General features: G+C 37.1%; 12 protein-coding genes. 11 read left to right on the forward strand and 1 reads right to left on the reverse strand.

Annotation, left to right across the window (positions count from 1 at the left end; all coding sequences use genetic code 11):
- Nucleotides 1-442 precede the first annotated feature (442 nt).
- The 4 genes from N7Z68_RS13435 (at nucleotide 443) to tatC (ending at nucleotide 3,720) form a co-directional block, all read left to right on the forward strand.
- Entirely contained in the window at nucleotides 443-2,077 is a 1,635-nt protein-coding gene (locus tag N7Z68_RS13435; protein ID WP_275118997.1) for a flavin monoamine oxidase family protein, read from the forward strand.
- Nucleotides 2,078-2,135: 58 nt separating this feature from the next.
- Nucleotides 2,136-2,705, forward strand: a complete 570-nt coding sequence (locus N7Z68_RS13440; protein WP_275118998.1) for a Rid family hydrolase — start codon at nucleotides 2,136-2,138, stop codon at nucleotides 2,703-2,705.
- 29 nt (nucleotides 2,706-2,734) lie between these two features.
- Nucleotides 2,735-2,926, forward strand: coding sequence for a twin-arginine translocase TatA/TatE family subunit (locus N7Z68_RS13445; RefSeq protein ID WP_275118999.1), 192 nt, complete (start codon nucleotides 2,735-2,737; stop codon nucleotides 2,924-2,926).
- Nucleotides 2,927-2,994: 68 nt separating this feature from the next.
- Complete coding sequence (tatC, locus tag N7Z68_RS13450; RefSeq protein WP_275119000.1) at nucleotides 2,995-3,720, forward strand: twin-arginine translocase subunit TatC; 726 nt, start codon at nucleotides 2,995-2,997, stop codon at nucleotides 3,718-3,720.
- Between the two features lie 113 nt (nucleotides 3,721-3,833).
- Here tatC and N7Z68_RS13455 read toward each other — a convergent pair whose 3' ends face one another.
- Nucleotides 3,834-4,268 (reverse strand): Rrf2 family transcriptional regulator, encoded by a 435-nt coding sequence (locus N7Z68_RS13455; protein ID WP_275119001.1) that lies wholly within the window; start codon nucleotides 4,266-4,268, stop codon nucleotides 3,834-3,836.
- Nucleotides 4,269-4,464: 196 nt separating this feature from the next.
- Here N7Z68_RS13455 and hmpA point away from each other — a divergent pair, with 196 nt between their 5' ends.
- The 7 genes from hmpA (at nucleotide 4,465) to N7Z68_RS13490 (ending at nucleotide 15,299) form a co-directional block, all read left to right on the forward strand.
- On the forward strand, nucleotides 4,465-5,697 hold the full coding sequence (gene hmpA, locus N7Z68_RS13460) for an NO-inducible flavohemoprotein (RefSeq protein ID WP_275119002.1): 1,233 nt from the start codon (nucleotides 4,465-4,467) through the stop codon (nucleotides 5,695-5,697).
- A 126-nt stretch (nucleotides 5,698-5,823) separates the two neighbouring features.
- The gene (locus tag N7Z68_RS13465; protein WP_275119003.1) at nucleotides 5,824-6,945 is read left to right on the forward strand and encodes an MFS transporter; all 1,122 of its coding nucleotides are present in this window, start codon (nucleotides 5,824-5,826) and stop codon (nucleotides 6,943-6,945) included.
- Nucleotides 6,946-7,115: 170 nt separating this feature from the next.
- On the forward strand, nucleotides 7,116-8,315 hold the full coding sequence (lhgD, locus tag N7Z68_RS13470) for an L-2-hydroxyglutarate dehydrogenase (protein WP_275119174.1): 1,200 nt from the start codon (nucleotides 7,116-7,118) through the stop codon (nucleotides 8,313-8,315).
- A gap of 169 nt (nucleotides 8,316-8,484) precedes the next feature.
- On the forward strand, nucleotides 8,485-9,261 hold the full coding sequence (locus N7Z68_RS13475) for a VOC family protein (RefSeq protein ID WP_275119004.1): 777 nt from the start codon (nucleotides 8,485-8,487) through the stop codon (nucleotides 9,259-9,261).
- A gap of 519 nt (nucleotides 9,262-9,780) precedes the next feature.
- The gene (locus N7Z68_RS13480; protein ID WP_275119005.1) at nucleotides 9,781-10,902 is read left to right on the forward strand and encodes an amidohydrolase; all 1,122 of its coding nucleotides are present in this window, start codon (nucleotides 9,781-9,783) and stop codon (nucleotides 10,900-10,902) included.
- Nucleotides 10,903-11,192: 290 nt separating this feature from the next.
- A complete protein-coding gene (locus N7Z68_RS13485) occupies nucleotides 11,193-11,756 on the forward strand; it encodes a GNAT family N-acetyltransferase (RefSeq protein ID WP_275119006.1) in 564 nt (187 codons plus the stop codon).
- An 825-nt stretch (nucleotides 11,757-12,581) separates the two neighbouring features.
- The gene (locus N7Z68_RS13490) at nucleotides 12,582-15,299 is read left to right on the forward strand and encodes a cytochrome P450 (RefSeq protein ID WP_275119007.1); all 2,718 of its coding nucleotides are present in this window, start codon (nucleotides 12,582-12,584) and stop codon (nucleotides 15,297-15,299) included.
- Nucleotides 15,300-15,331: the final 32 nt, after the last annotated feature.

The raw sequence follows: 15,331 nt of genomic DNA on the forward strand, positions 1-15,331 counted from the left end.
CGGGCTAATCTCTTGTGTCCATCATTACAACAAAGTACATGCTTAGTATAAAATTGAACCGCCGTATACGGAACCGTACGTACGGTGGTGTGAGAGGTCGGAGGTTAATCACCTCCTCCTACTCGATGTCTTTTTAACGTAACAAATTGTATCCAAATACTTAAAATGAATATCTATATGGTTATATAGGTTTAGTAGTAAAGGTTGTAGTTTGTCATTAAATGTAAAATTACTTCACGCGGTCCTGTATAAAAGTACACAGGAATTCTTTCTTTTTCGACAAAAAAATAGATAATTCGTGTTCTTTTCTAAATTAACAACCAATTATAACACAACTATTTTACTATTCGAAATATTCTGTAAAATTTTCTGTCAAAGTTGTTATTATATTTCGAGAATGCTTGTACTATTTAGTTATCAAAACAGAGGAGGTATATAGAGAGTGGAGAAACCAAACAAAAATATGACAAGAAGAGACTTTCTAAATCAAGTGGGAAGGCTAGGTGGCGCTGTAGCTGTATTTGGTGCAATGGATACTTTAGGGTTATTCGGAACACCTACATATGCTATGAAAAGTGATTTCAACCTTCCAAAAAAAGGTGACTTACCTAATGGAAAGAATGGTAAGACGATCATTATCCTAGGAGCAGGGATAGCTGGGCTTTGTGCCGCTTACGAAATGTCAAAGGTAGGCTATAATTGCAAAATTTTAGAAGCGCGTGATCGTGTAGGTGGTCGAAATTGGACCGTACGTCCAGGAACCACTGAAACAGAAATTGGGGGTGTAAGTCAAACTGCTCAATTTGCAAGAGGGGAATACTTTAACGCTGGGCCAGCAAGGATCCCGCAGCATCATATTACGATGGACTATTGCCGTGAACTAGGTGTACCGCTTGAAATTTTTACAAATACAAACGAACACGCCTACTATTACCGTGAAAATGTCGGTGCTCTAGCCAATACGAAAATTAGAAAACAAATGATTAAAGCAGATATTAGAGGGCAAGTTTCTGAGTTATTAGCAAAGGCAGTTAATCAGTCGGCGTTAGATAGCGAGCTATCTGCTGAAGATAAAGAAAGAATACTAACTTACCTTCGTGGTGAGGGTGGATTAAATGCGAACTATCAATATACAGGATCAAGTGCTCGTGGATATGATATTTTTCCAGCAGCAGGATTAGAGCCAGGAAAAGTTGGTGATCCATATACTTTAAATCAATTACTTGCGTCTGGTATGCCTAATAGTATTAGTGGTGAATATTCATTTAATCAACAACCAAACATGTTCCAGCCTGTTGGTGGGATGGATGCGATACCGAAGGCGTTTGAAGAACAGCTTCCTGGCAAAATCACCTTTGGTGCTGAAGTAAAAGAGATTCGTCAATCACCTGATGGTGTAAAAATTTTATATACTGGAAAAGGAAAAGGGAACGGCGCAGGAAGCGGTAACTTAAGAGAAATTACGGGAGACTATTGTATTTGCACAATACCTCTACCGGTATTAACGAAGATACCTGCTGATTTTTCTTCAGAAATGCAACGTGCCATAGGAAGTATCAGTTATGCGACGACAGGTAAAATTGGTCTACAATACAAACGCCGCTTCTGGGAGGAAGATGAGCGTGTGTATGGAGGAATGACAACAACGAACCTTGATATTAATCAAATTTGGTATCCTTCATCAGGTTATGGAACACAAAAAGGAACTGTTGTTGGTTATTACAATTTTGGTAATGATGCTGTGGCTCTTGGGGATATGTCAATTGCTCAGCGCCAAGCACATGCTTTAGCACAAGGAGTGAAAATTCATGGAGCAAATTATAAGAAAGAGTTAGAAGCTGGCTTTTCTCTAGCATGGCATAAAATTGAGTATAGCGAAGGGGGATGGGCAAATTACTCTGCTTCGCAAAGGCAGAATGAGTACGTTACTTTGAACAAACCAGATGGGCGTATTCATCTAGCGGGTGAACATTTAAGCTATATGACAGGCTGGATGTCAGGAGCTATTGAATCCGCATTGATCGCTGTAGGTACTATCCATGAAGAAGTGATGAAAAGTCCAAGTGTTGCCTCATAAAAAAGGAATAATAACAACGAAACTATTAAAAAAAGTATAGAAAATAGAGGAGGAATAAATGATGAAAAAATTATCAAAAAAAATTGTAGCATCAGCAATAGTTGGGACAAGCTTATTAGCAGGGGTTACGTTTACGGCAGCAAATGGTGATATGGCTAAACTGATAAGAGGAAACGATGTCGTATTTTTCGGAAGTCCGACTTCTTCCATATCTAGTTCAGTGGCGATACCACATAATTATAACAAGCTTTATTTCAGTGGGACGGTTCCGGTTGTAAAAGATAGAAATGGTTCAACTATATATGAAAGATATGGGAATACAGAAGAACAAGCGATTACAATCTTAGAGCGATTTAAACAAGATTTAGAAGGAAAAGGATTGTCGATGTCAGACATCACTTATTTACGTGTCTATGTGGTTCCAGATCCAGAACATCCAGAAAACCCTGGTGAAATTGACTATCAAGGTTGGTTCAATGCCTATGCAAAATACTTTAATACAGAAGAAAACCCTGTAAAAACTGCTCGTTCAACGGTTGGAGTTGAAGGTCTAGTAAACTCAGATTGGCTAATTGAAATCGAAGCAGAAGTCGCTTACAAAAGCATTAACCCAGGAAAAGGAAAATAAATAAAAACAATTGAGTAGGAGATGAGTTCATGTTACAAAACATCGGAGTTCCCGGTTTAATTTTAGTATTAATAATCGCGCTTGTGATTTTCGGCCCATCCAAGCTCCCTGAGATTGGAAGAGCAGCTGGAAGAACGTTAAGTGAATTTAAAAGTGCAACGAAAGATCTAGTCAATGGAAATGATTCCGAAGAGGAAAAGTCGAAAGAAGTGAAAAGTTAAGGCGATAAATTTAATAAGGAGATGTAAACAATTGTTTACATCTCCTTTTGTATAAAGGATGTGATCATATGACGGTAAAAGAAATGAATTTAGTCGACCATTTAGAAGAGTTGCGAAAACGATTAATTATTGTCATTAGCTTTTTCCTTCTTGCCTTAATCGTGTCGTTTGCATTTGTTGAAGAAATTTATGACTGGCTCATCATTGCTGCCGATCAAAACTTAACGATATTAGGTCCAAGTGATATTTTATGGATCTATTTTATGATCGCTGGATCGTGTGCGATTATCATAACGACACCGATTATTCTTTATCAAGTATGGAAGTTTGTAGAACCCGCCATAAATGAAAAGGAGCGTAAAGCAGTTTTTCTGTTTCTTCCACTATTATTTATTTGTTTTACAGGTGCAATTTCATTTGGTTACTTTGTTTTATTCCCAAGTGTTTTATCTTTTTTACAAACATTAGCGGCCGACCAACTGAATACGATGTATACAGCAGAAAAATATTTTAAATTTTTATTACACTTAACTTTACCTATTGGATTTTTGTTTGAAATGCCAATTATTATCATGTTATTAACAAGGGTTGGTATCATTAACCCAGTCATGCTGGCAAAGACAAGAAAAATTGGTTATCTAATCTTAACGATTGTTTCCACGCTCGTTACACCGCCTGACTTTATATCAGCTCTTATCGTTATGGCACCTCTCATTTTACTTTATGAAATAAGTATTAGTATTTCGAAAATAATGTATAGAAAGAGATTGAGAGTTCTTAAAGAAGCTAGTTAAGGTATAAACAACAACAGTAGTTTAGTGCAAAATAATAAGGTCAGGGTATCCTTTTCCTAAGGAGCCATCCTGACCACTAGTATAGTCAATTATAAATCAATAGAAATACATTTTTACCCTTTCGTTAATAAGGATCGTAAAAAATCCTTATTCACTAACATATCATCTAGTGTATATCGATCCAGTACTTGTAAATAAGCTTTCATAGCCTCGTTCAATACATGTTTTAAGCGGCACCCTGAACTAATCATACACATGTTTCGCTCCGCATCAAAACATTCGACTACTTCTAAGTCTTCTGTTTGTCGTACAACACTTCCAATGTTAATTTCACTTGGAGATTTAGCAAGTCTGATCCCGCCATTCCGCCCTCTAATCGTTTCTATTAATCCGAGTTTGCCTAGTTCGTACACAATCTTACTTAAATGGTTATTTGATATCCCGTAAGCTGAAGATATCTCCTTAATACTAGCCAGTTTGTCCTTAGAAAGAGTGCCTAAGTATAGAAGAACACGAAGAGAGTAATCTGTATAAGTTGTTAATTGCATGCGAACCCCTCCGTTCAATAAATCAACGAGTAATATACTTATATTTTATCATAGTAGCATAAAAGAGTATTTTATTTTAGTTTTGTCTATTTCGTGAAAAGATGTATTTCAAATATTGCTTTTGAAATCCTTCCGTGTTTAAATTAAAGATGTATTTTAAATATATGTTTTAATATTTATGGGGAGATGATCGGAAATGACCACTACAAAAACATTAAGTCAAGAAACGATTGCAATTATTAAATCAACAGTTCCAGTTCTTGCAGAACACGGGGAAGCGATTACTAAGCGTTTTTATCAAATGATGTTTGAAAATCATCCAGAGTTATTACATATTTTCAACCATGCAAATCAAAAGCAAGGAAAGCAACCTAAAGCGTTGGCTAATTCGGTATACGCTGCGGCTGCTCATATTGATAATCTAGAAGCTATTATTCCTGTCGTTAAGCAAATTGCACATAAGCATAGAAGTTTAAATGTAAAAGCGGAGCACTATCCAATTGTCGGGAAACATTTATTATTGGCCATAAAAGATGTGTTAGGGGATGCCGCAACGGATGAAATTATTAATGCCTGGGCAGATGCTTATGGGGTAATTGCGGATGTGTTCATTGCAGTTGAAAAAGAAATGTATAATGAAGCTGAGCAAAAAGAGGGCGGTTGGAAGGAATTTCGTCCATTTACAGTTGCAAAAAAAATACAGGAAAGTAATGTTATTACGTCCTTCTATTTAAAACCTTTAGATGGTGAGGAGATTTCGGACTACCTGCCTGGGCAATACATTTCAGTTAAAGCCCTTATTGATGGGGAAGAATATAACCATATTAGACAATATAGTTTATCGGATGTTTCGGGGAAGGACTATTATCGTATTAGTATAAAACGTGAAGACGCACGTGGAAACATTCCAGCAGGAATCGTTTCAACGTTTATGCATAATGAAGTGAATGAAGGTGATGTTCTTGAAATAACAGCCCCAGCTGGTGATTTTGTTCTAGAGACTGAACCAACTCGTCCTATCGTTTTAATTAGTGGTGGTGTGGGCCAAACGCCAATGATCAGCATGTTAAAAACATTATCTCAACTTCCAGAAAAGCAGGTCACTTATATTCACGCAGCGATAAATGGAAACTATCACGGATTGAAAGAAGAAGTAGCAACAGTTGTTTCAGAAAGTAATAACATTAACTATTTTCTTGCTTATGAACAGCCAACAGAAGAAGACCGAACAGCTCAAACCTTTCAAAAAGAAGGATTTATCGACCTTGATTGGTTAAAGACAGTGGTGCCAAATAACGATGCGGAATTCTACTTCTGTGGTCCTCTCCCATTTATGAAAGTGATTAATCAATCATTAAAAGATTGGGGAGTACCTGAAGAACAAATCCATTTTGAGTTTTTCGGTCCAGCTGGTGATTTAGAGAAGTAAGATAAGTAAAACGTTTTATTGAGGGAATGCTAAATATATAAGGTTGACCTCAATATTAAGACCGCTATGGCTTTCGTTCCATCGCGGTCTTAGTAATTTTAGTTGGTGATTTGAAGGTGAAAAGAAATGATCTTAATCTACATCATCATCGCTGTTGCGTTTATTGATACGTTTTCCCAACTTCCGATTATTGCTCCTTTTGCCATTGAACTAGGTGCGAATCCGCTCTTAGTCGGAATTATTATTGGAATGTACTCGTTTTCTAATATGCTTGGAAATTTGTTATCAGGAGTTTGGATTGACCGTATTGGCTCTAAACGAATTTTATATGTTGGAATGCTTACGGTAGGAGTTATAATCTTTTTCTATTCAATGGTCAGTAACGCATATGAATTGTTAGTCATTCGATTTTTCCATGGTATGGCAGGAGGTCTAATTGTTCCTGCCGCCTTTACGTTTTTAGGTTCCAGAGGTGAACGGGCGGAGAACGGAAGAACGATGGCTTATTCAGGTGCAGGTGTCGGCATCGCTGCAATTGCAGGGCCAGCAATTGGGGCCATTGTCAGTGGACGATTTGGTTATAATCTTCTTTTTTATTTCATCTCGAGTTTAATGATAGTGTTTGGTGTTCTAGCAGCTGTCTTTTTAAGAGAAAAGAGTAAATTAAGAACTTCTGCAGTAAAGCATAATACACTTCCTAAATTGAAAGAGCTTGTACCTGCCTATTTATCCATTTTTTTGTTAATGTATACTTTAGGCTTATTAACGTATTTGTTACCTTTGAAAGTAATCGACCTCAATTTATTTACAGAACTGACAGGTATTTTATTAAGCGTCTTCGGTTTGGTGGCGATCTTAATTTTTGTATTTCCAACGAATAGGGTGTTTGATCAGTGGAATAAACCTAGACTAATGAAAAGTGGTCTAATCGTTATATCCATTGCACTGTTGTATTTAGCGGTTGCTGTGACTTTATCACATATGGTTATTTCTATGGTTATTTACGGAATTGGATTCGCACTTATTTTTCCATCAGCAAGTGGAACAGTTATAGAACGAACAAGGGAGAAAGAAAGAGGCAAAGCATTTGGTCTTTTCTATGCATTCTTTTCACTAGGGGTCATTTGTGGTTCTTTCTCTGCAGGGGTGTTCTCGTTTATACCAGCTTATCAATTTGTAATTGGAGCTATGTTCGTGTTGTTTACATTATCCACTTATACAATTGTTGCGATGCTATGGAAAAGATGAAACGAAAATAAAAAATAAAAAATAAAAAATTACAAATTATTAAACAACTTTTAATGAACTTTTGTTAAACTATTATTAATAGAAAGAGATACGAAATGCCTTAAATCTAACGATGGTTTAAGGCTATTTTAATTGAAGTTTTTCAAAGATCATTTCATGGGGGAATAATGATGTATGATTTTGCTATTATCGGTGGGGGAATTGTTGGTTTATCGGTCGGAAAAGCGATCTTAGAGAAGTTTCCAGGTGCCAAAGTGATCGTCTTAGAAAAAGAAAAAGACTTTGCGTCACACCAGACAGGTCATAATAGCGGAGTTATTCATTCAGGTCTCTATTATAAACCTGGTAGTTTTAAAGCAAAGTTTGCTCGACAAGGTAACGAGTCAATGGTGGCGTTTTGTCAAGAACATCAAATCGAACATGAAGTTTGTGGAAAAGTCGTCGTGGCAACAAATGATGAAGAGCTGCCGTTACTAGAGAACTTGTACAAGCGCGGGCTTAATAATCAGTTAGTGATTAAGAAAATATGTGCTGATCAATTAAAAGAGATCGAGCCACATGTTAATGGGAAAGCGGCAATACATGTGCCGATGGCAGGAATCGTTAACTACAAAAAAGTTAGTGAGACGTTAGCAAAGCTCATTTGGGAACGTGGGGGAGAGTTAAAGTTAAATACGAAGGTAGAAAAAGTTAAAGAAAAAGGAAGTGACGTAGAGATAGACACGAATAATGGAACGATTCAGGCAAAAATGATGATTAACTGTGCGGGGCTGCATAGTGACCGTATTGCCAAGTTAACGGGTTATCATATGGATATGAAAATTGTTCCTTTTCGCGGTGAATATTTTAAGTTAAAGCCAGAAAAAAGGTATTTAGTTAAACATTTGATATACCCTGTACCCAATCCGTCTTTTCCATTTTTAGGCGTGCATTTTACTAGAATGATAGGTGGTGGTGTTGAAGCCGGCCCTAATGCTGTACTTAGCTTAAAACGAGAAGGTTATAAAAAAACAGATTTTCATTTAGGGGACTTTCTTGAAGTCATGAAATACCATGGATTTTGGAAGCTGGCCCGTAAAAATGTTAAGGAGGGTTTTGAGGAGATTACCCGTTCGTTACATAAGGGCAAGTTTGTAGAAAGTCTTCAAAATCTCATTCCAGAAATTACAATAAATGACCTTGAACCTGCTCCAGCTGGAGTACGCGCGCAAGCGTTAAAATCAGATGGTAGTTTAGTAGACGATTTTTACATCATTGCAGGCAAACGAAGTATCCATGTGTGTAATGCACCTTCACCTGCAGCAACAGCATCTTTGCAAATAGGAAGTGAAATCGTTCGAAGGCTTCCTGCTCAAAAGATCGTTCTCTGACACATGAATATAGTGTCAGGACGAATGCAGTAGTTTAATTAAAATAACCAAAAAGCTCCTCTAAAAAACAACTTTTAACCTAGGAAAAATTCAGAAGTAATAGAAGGAAAAGAATGTTTAAAGGTGAACTATAAAAGGATATGAATTGCAAATTGGAGGAGTAACATTAATGAGTCATTTCATTGAAAATTCGATTAATAGTGTTTTTGTTCATGTTAGTAATCTTCAACGGTCTGCTGAGTGGTACAGTACGTTACTTGGGTTGAAGGTATTAGAAGAGCGTTTTAATGGCGGACCCGTATATTGGATGGAACTTGAGAACTTCACAGGAATAATCTTAGATGATAATAGTGTAAATATAGCAAGAGGTGAATGGAATAAAGACAATGCCCCACTATATATGTATAGTGCAAAGAGCGTTACCACAGCTTTTGAGTACCTTAAACGCAAAGGAGTTAATATTACACTTGAAATTGAGACCCCACACGAAGGATTAACCTTTTTCAATTTTGAAGATCCAGATGGAAATGTTTTTATGGTTTGCAGTTGTGAGGATAATGAAATCCCGTTAGAAAAAACTGCTTCTTCACCTATACATAACCGGATACCAGCGGTTTTTGTAAACGTATCGGATATACAAAAAGCCGTCCAATGGCATTTTGATGTATTAGATATTCAACCACGATTGATCCACCCGAAGGAGTCGATTGTTGAAATACAAAGTGAAAAGGGTGCGAATATATTACTTGATAATAGTCGTTTTCTGAATGGGGATAACTATAAAATTCGATTTATGTTAGAGACGGACGATATTCATGAAGCTTATTCATTTGTGAAAAGTAACCGTATTGAAGTGCTCACTGAAAAAGAAGGTCACGGCGATGCAACATTTTTTACTATTCTAGATCCGGATGATCACGTTATTATGGTTTGTCAGCCACATTAACCGAGCCATCACTAGGAAAATAAATTAAATTAAATTGAATTGAATTCGATTATATATTTCAAGGAAAACCTTTTAAAATATCTTAATATTTAAATAAGTTATTAGGTAGGGGAAAATCGGATATACACAATCTGTGAAAGATACAATTATGAAGGGGATGGTTATAGCAGGTATTCATTACAACTGATTTAACGCCAAAGTAACGTCTAGCAACAATCTATTACTTTGATAGCAACTTGATAGCTAAGCTCTAGAGCTCTCATATAGGTGAGGGTTCTTTTTTCGTTAGACTGTATTGCAGCCAAAATCGAACCCTCCCTTCTTGACAGAATATAGCCTGTCAAGAATAGGTACACTGAATGTAGAATGATTAGAGGAACTTCTTAACAGTTAATGATGAATAAAATAATTAAAGTTTTACGATATTCAATTACATAAATGAAAGTATTATTGACTATGATTAAATCAATTAAATAAAATCTGGTTCGTTTCATTTGGCCACTAAGGAGGTTTTAGGCAGTGATTTTAATCAAAGGGGCAACAGTATATCCGGTCACGTCAGAAAAAATAGAAAACGGAGATGTTTTAGTAAAAGAAGGTAAAATAGCTGCAATTGGAACAGACATAGAACAAACGTCACAGATGACTGTTTTAAACGGGAAAGGTCTTCACTTGCTTCCAGGTTTTATCGATGCACATACTCATCTTGGTCTTTATGATGAAGGAACGGGTTGGGCAGGAAATGATGCAAATGAAACGATTGAGGCTACAACACCGCATATTCGAGCAATCGATGGAGTCTACCCTCTTGATATTGGGTTTAAGGATGCGGTGAAATACGGGGTGACAACGGTTCACGTAATGCCTGGAAGTGCGAATGTAATCGGTGGGACAACTTCCGTCATTAAAACGCAAGGTAAGAGTATAAAGAAAATGATGATTAAAGATATTGCCGGTTTAAAAATCGCATTGGGTGAGAACCCGAAACGAATTCACAGCCGGTCCACAAACAACGATTCCATAACGAGAATGGGCATCATGGGCATGCTCCGGGAAGCGTTTATTCATGCCAAAAATAGTGATGAACCCGAAAGCTTAAGAGTAGCTCCTTTAGTAGCTGCCTTAAAAAGAGACATTCCTGTAAGAATTCATGCTCATCGTGCGGATGATATTTTATCAGCTGTTCGTTTTGCGGAGGAATTTAACTTGGACTTGCGAATTGAACATTGCACAGAAGGGCACTTGATCGCCGAAGAGTTAAGTGGTCGTAACCTGCATGTAACGGTCGGACCGACATTGACGAGACGCTCAAAGATTGAGTTGAAAAATAAAACTTGGGAAACTTATCGTGTTTTAACAGATTACGGTATTAATGTATCAATAACGACTGACCATCCATATACACCGATTCAATATTTAAACATTTGTGCGTCACTTGCAGTACGTGAAGGTTTAGATGAGAAAAAAGCGCTAGAAGGGATTACGATTAATCCAGCGCAAAACCTTGGAATTGATCACAAAGTAGGAAGTCTAGAAGTTGGTAAGGATGCTGACATCGTACTATGGAATGAACAACCATTCTACTATCTTGCAACCCCGATGATGACCATGATTAATGGGGAAATTATTTACAAAAAATAAATAAAAAAACCGGTTCCCTTTTTTGTATAAATCGATTATTATATAGAAGGTGATGGAGGAAATATGAATATTTAAAAGTATTTCAGTCATATCACAAGCATTATCGTTAATATTAATAAAATAAAAGAAAATTCGGCGTTTTTTCACTGATTATAAGGAAATGGGAAGGCAATTGGTGCGCCACCAGTTCATGCTGGTTCTAGTGGGTTCGATTCCCACCCCGAATTTTAACAACTTCGAGGGTGGGTCTTATACTACAGGACTGCCCTCTATACTAAGGAGGGATTCAAATGCTAAGAAAACGCGAACTGTCGGACTGTCATGAGTTATATGATCTAATGATTGACCCTGCTGTTTTTCCTTTTGTTCGCCACAAGGCCAACTCTTATGAGGAGTACCTATTTTTAACGAAACAAACGATTGAGGCTGAGGAACGTGGTGAGCTTATTTCACGTACAATTACTGATGAATGGGGAAATCCGATAGGGACCATCAATTTATTTGATGTTCAAGATGGTACTGGTTTTCTTGGTACTTGGATCGGTAAGCCTTATTTTGGTAAAGGTTATAATCAGTTAGCAAAAGACGCTTTTTTTAGTGAGCTCTTTTTTGAGCTTGATATCCAAACTGTTTTTATGAGAATTCGGAAAGAAAATACCAGGTCTATTAAAGCTGCCCAAAAACTTCCATACAACACACTGGCGAATGAAATTAGAACAGATGTTTATCAATATATTAACGCAAATGGTCCAACATATGATTTGTTCCAGACTGAAAAGGACCAATATCATCTTTTCAAAATTAGAGAACAAAATCATCAGATTAATGAAGAAAGCCAACTAAAAGAGGCATAAGAACTAAACCGAGCTCATGTGCTCGGTTTTTTGTAATGTCTTAGAATAAAACTAATATAATAAATTGATATCGAGTACAGGCGCATTGAAATGGGGACGTAATAATAATATATGTATTATGGAACTATTTCTGGTGACAAGTAACTTGAAGCTCTTTTTGAGCCGCATCCAATCTAGTAGATAAAAAGATAGGTGCAGTTAATGCTAAGCGGACTGAGAGGCCCTTATTTGCTCAAATACATGTGACTTTAAGTGGAAAATTAAGAAATAAGAACCCTGGAGTCCGCTAAAGTATAGAAACTACTAATTTTAATGAAAATAAGGGCCTGTGAGTCCGGTAAAATGATATCCAGTCACAAATTGAGTAAAAAGGCCGTACGCTCACTGCAACGATTTTTATCTGATGAATTTCAATAAAAAAGCCTCCCCCCTAAAGGCGAGACAGACGATCATATATAAGGGACAGGAGGATCTCTGCCCCTGTCCTACTATCCTCAGCTACAATCCATATTGCATCCACCGTGGACACCCCTTTCGATTTATTACATTCCTTATAAATAGCGTGATCATTGAAAGCCTTTAAAAGGGAATAACAACAGTCGTAAATTGAATAGGTATTAATTAATAGAAGAATAATATATTTAAAATGTCAGTTTTGATTGAAAATTGAAAAAATAACCTAACTTAATTGAAGTTCAGTGGTAAAATAAAATTGTCGTTGTATTTGTTTATGAATACTTAATGAAAGTCAAATTTCGCTGATACTAATTGACCTTTTATCTAGATGAGGTAAAAAGATTATTATGCTCGAAAGGAGATCTGGTTTTGGAAAACTCATCGAATATCCCACAACCGAAGACGTACGGTCCCCTTGGGAACCTGCCATTAATAAATAAAGAAGTCCCTACCTTATCCTTTTGTAAGTTAGCTGAAGAGTATGGACCCATTTATCGTTTTGAAGCTTTTGGTTATTCTACTGTCGTTCTTTCGGGTCATAAATTAGTAGCTGAAGTATGTAATGACAACCGTTTTGACAAAAGTATTGCCAGTCTAATTTCGGTGCGTCCGATCGGGGGAGATGGCTTATTTACAAGTCGTACGAAGGAGGCGAACTGGCAAAAGGCTCACAATATACTTATGCCTTCTTTCAGCCAACAGGCAATGAAAGGGTACCATCCAATGATGGTAGATATTGCATCACAACTAGTACAAAAATGGGCGCGGCTAAACCCTAATGAAACGATTGATGTCCCAGATGATATGACTCGACTTACTCTTGACACAATCGGACTATGCGGATTTAACTATCGTTTTAATAGTTTTTATAAAGAAACTTCTCACCCTTTTATCTTAAGTATGGTTCGTTCCTTGGAAGAAGCGATGTATCGTGGTACAAGATTACCTATCCAAAACAAACTCGCAATAAAAAAGAAACGACAATTTGAACGTGATTTGCAAATGATGTTTTCTCTAGTAGATCAAATCATCGCTGAGCGTAAAGAGAATGGTGATGATGGTGAAACGGATTTACTTGCTAGAATGCTTAATGCAAAGGACCCCCAAACGGGTGAGCGACTTGATGATGAAAATATCCGTTATCAAATCATTACTTTCCTTATTGCTGGTCACGAAACAACAAGTGGTTTATTATCGTTTGCTTTATATCTCCTATTAAAGCATCCGGATGTTTTAAATAAGGCTTACGAAGAAGTGGACCGAGTGGTCGTAAATGAGATACCAACGTACCAACAAGTGCTCGAACTCAAATATATCCGAATGATTTTAAATGAAGCGTTGCGTTTATATCCGACAGCTCCCGAGTTTTCACTTTTTGCAAAAGAAGATGTGACGATTGGTGGAAAGTATTTGATACAAAACAAAACGGACGTGACTATTCTTTTACCGCAACTTCATAGGGACAAAGAAGCCTGGGGTGAAGACGCAGAACAATTTCGTCCAGAACGATTTGAAGATATGAGTAAAATACCAGATGGGGCTTATAAACCATTTGGTAATGGACAGCGAGCCTGTATTGGGATGCAGTTTGCTTTGCACGAAGCGACGTTAGTTTTAGGGATGATTCTTCAAAATTTTGAGCTTCTTGAGCATACGGTTTACAAGTTAAAAATTAAACAGACTCTAACTTTAAAACCCGATGATTTTAAAATCCATGTCAGGTTACGGGAAAGACAAATGCATCTTAATCATTCAATAAATGTTAGTGAGATGGTTACACATGTTCCTGTTGTTGAAAGTCATTCCAAACGGGAGTTAAAGGTGAAAAGTAAGAAAGGATCACTTCTTATCCTTTATGGATCGAATATGGGGACAGCAGAAAGTATCGCTCAAGACCTAGCCGAGCAGGCTCTTCAGTATGGTATCCAAAGTAAAGTAGCACCTTTAAATGATCATATCGATCAATTACCTAAAGAAGAACTAGTTCTAATCATTACTTCTTCTTATAATGGAAAACCGCCAAGGAATGCTCTGCAATTTGTCAAATGGCTAGAAGAGGTGGAGCAGGGACGAATAACAGGAGTTCGGTTTGCGGTATTAGGGTGTGGAGACCGCAACTGGGCAAATACGTATCAGGCCGTACCTCGACTAATAGATGAACAACTAGTATTAAAGGGAGCTGAAAGGTTTACTTCACGTGGTGAGGTCGATGCAAGTGGAGATTATGAAAAGCAATTAGATGAATGGGTGGAACGCATGTGGTCTGATGCCTTAAATTCTTTAGGTATAGCTGAACAGGTAAAAGAAGAATCTACTAAAATAAGTATAAAATTAGTGAATAGTACTTCCTGTATTCCTCTTGCTAGATCATATGAAGTTTTTCATGGAACGATTATTGATAATCGTATAGAAGATAAAACGGGAACATCTCAAGTAAAGAGGAGAATTGATATCTCTTTGCTGGAAGATATCGATTACGAGGAAGGTGAAGAAATCGGTATTTTTCGTACAAACCGAGATGAAGATATTAACCGTTTATTGAACCGTTATGGCTGGAATGATTGGGATCACGTCATCTTATCCGGCGATCACGAGAGCACCCCGCATCTTCCATTCAATCAAACAGTTAGTCTCAATAGGCTTCTTCGCTATAGTGTAGATTTACAGGAAGTGGTTACTCAAGAGCAAATACGTGAATTGGCTAAATATACAACCTGCCCACCGCATAAAATTGAGCTTGAAGCATGCATAGAAGAATCCGTATACGACGAACAGATCGTAAAAAACCAAACCACTATCCTTGATCTTTTGGAAAAATACGAAGCCTGTGAGTTACCGTTTGATCGGTTGCTGGAAATTCTATCACCTGTACAACCTAGGTTTTATCCAGCATCATTATTCAAAAATCCAAACCGGGTATCAATAATGTTCGATCAAAATCCACATGGCCAAGATGGTGATACTCGTTTTAATGCCTCTTCTAATTACTTGGAACAATGTAATCCAGGTGAAGAGGTAATGGTGGTCATCGATAAACAACAGTCTAACTTAAAAGTTTCGAGTAATTTTGGAGAGCGGTTTTCATAAGGGTTTTTATCATATAAACTTTCTAGCTCGAT

It is taken from the genome of Alkalihalobacterium chitinilyticum (genome assembly GCF_029028005.1).
Lineage (GTDB): Bacteria > Bacillota > Bacilli > Bacillales > Bacillaceae_F > Alkalihalobacterium > Alkalihalobacterium chitinilyticum.

Bases quoted from the DNA above. Each gene is read 5' to 3' on its own strand.
- N7Z68_RS13440 (WP_275118998.1), top strand. From the start codon at position 2,136: ATGATGAAAAAATTATCAAAAAAAATTGTAGCATCAGCAATAGTTGGG.
- N7Z68_RS13445 (WP_275118999.1), top strand. From the start codon at position 2,735: ATGTTACAAAACATCGGAGTTCCCGGTTTAATTTTAGTATTAATAATC.
- tatC (WP_275119000.1), top strand. From the start codon at position 2,995: ATGACGGTAAAAGAAATGAATTTAGTCGACCATTTAGAAGAGTTGCGA.
- N7Z68_RS13455 (WP_275119001.1), bottom strand. From the start codon at position 4,268: ATGCAATTAACAACTTATACAGATTACTCTCTTCGTGTTCTTCTATAC.
- hmpA (WP_275119002.1), top strand. From the start codon at position 4,465: ATGACCACTACAAAAACATTAAGTCAAGAAACGATTGCAATTATTAAA.
- N7Z68_RS13465 (WP_275119003.1), top strand. From the start codon at position 5,824: ATGATCTTAATCTACATCATCATCGCTGTTGCGTTTATTGATACGTTT.
- lhgD (WP_275119174.1), top strand. From the start codon at position 7,116: ATGTATGATTTTGCTATTATCGGTGGGGGAATTGTTGGTTTATCGGTC.
- N7Z68_RS13475 (WP_275119004.1), top strand. From the start codon at position 8,485: ATGAGTCATTTCATTGAAAATTCGATTAATAGTGTTTTTGTTCATGTT.
- N7Z68_RS13485 (WP_275119006.1), top strand. From the start codon at position 11,193: ATGCTAAGAAAACGCGAACTGTCGGACTGTCATGAGTTATATGATCTA.